Origin of the sequence: Streptomyces sp. NPDC051172, assembly GCF_040682555.1 — a bacterium.
Taxonomy (GTDB): Bacteria; Actinomycetota; Actinomycetes; order Streptomycetales; family Streptomycetaceae; genus Streptomyces.
Genome location: NZ_JBFBBE010000443.1, coordinates 1 through 1,108, shown reverse-complemented (window position 1 = coordinate 1,108; position 1,108 = coordinate 1). Strand labels below are relative to the sequence as shown.

At 74.5% G+C, this 1,108-nt stretch carries 1 protein-coding gene and 1 pseudogene; one reads left to right on the top strand and one right to left on the bottom strand.

Translation table 11 applies throughout. The features are described from left to right. A pseudogene (gene manB, locus AB0N07_RS51815) lies at positions 1-402 on the bottom strand (phosphomannomutase/phosphoglucomutase); the annotation flags it as partial. A gap of 39 nt (positions 403-441) precedes the next feature. Here manB and AB0N07_RS51810 point away from each other — a divergent pair. Next, on the top strand, positions 442-1,108 hold a 667-nt coding region (locus tag AB0N07_RS51810; RefSeq protein WP_365848056.1), incomplete at its 3' end, for an MFS transporter.

Genomic DNA, 1,108 nt, shown 5'->3' with positions numbered 1-1,108 from the left:
GATCTCGAACAGCCCGGTGTCCGAGGAGACCGGCACGGCGCCGGCCTGGGCCATCTTCATGCCGTTGTACTCGGCCTGGTTGTGCGAGGCGGTGAACACCACGCCCGCGGCCTGCTTCACGCCCGCCGCGTAGTAGAGCATGTCCGTGGAGATCAGCCCCAGGGTGACGACGTCGGCGCCGCGGCGCGTGGCGCCCTCGGCGAAGGCCGTCATGAACGCGGGCGAGGAGGGGCGCATGTCCCCGCCGACCAGCACGGTCTGACCGGCCAGGCCCAGTACGTCCACGAAGGCCGCGCCCACCGCGCGGACGCTCTCCGCCGTGATGGATTCGCCCACGATGCCGCGGACGTCGTACGCCTTGAAGGAGTCGTGCAGGTCGAGGGAGGGGGTCGAGGTAGTCACCCGACCGATCGTAGTGGACAGCCTGGATACAGTGAGGGCGTGCCCCCGACCACTCCGCCCCCGAGCGCGGGGCCCCCGGCCGTCCCGTCGTCGGGACCCGCGCCGGCCGCGCCCGGGGAGCCCGCGTACCGCAGGCTGCTGATCGGGCTGTTCCTGGCGGGGGTGGCCACGTTCGCCCAGCTCTACTCCCCGCAGGGCCTGCTGCCGCTCGTCAGCGACGACCTGGGCGTCCCCGCGGACCGTGCCGCCCTGCTCGTCTCCGCCGGCACGCTCGGCCTCGCGCTGTCGGTGGTGCCGTGGTCCGTGGCCGGGGACCGGTGGGGCCGCCGACGCGCCATGGTGGTCTCGATGGTCTCCGCCAGTGCGTGCGCGCTCGCGGGCGTCCTCGCGCCCACGTTCGAGGCCATGCTTGGTCTGCGCCTGCTCGAGGGCATGGCGCACGGGGGCGTCGCGGGTCTCGCCGTGTCGCTGGTGGCGGAGGAGGTGGCCCCGCACGCGGTCGCGGCGGCCGCCGGCACCTACTTCGCCGGCACCACCCTCGGCGGTCTCTCCGGGCGGCTCCTCGCCCTGCCCGTCGCGGAGGCGTCCTCGTGGCGCGGCGGCATGCTGGCCGTCACCGTGGTCGGGGTGCTGTGCACCGTCGGCTTCCTGGCGATCACGCCGCGTGCCCGACGTTTCACGCCGTCGCCCACCTCCCCGGCGACGC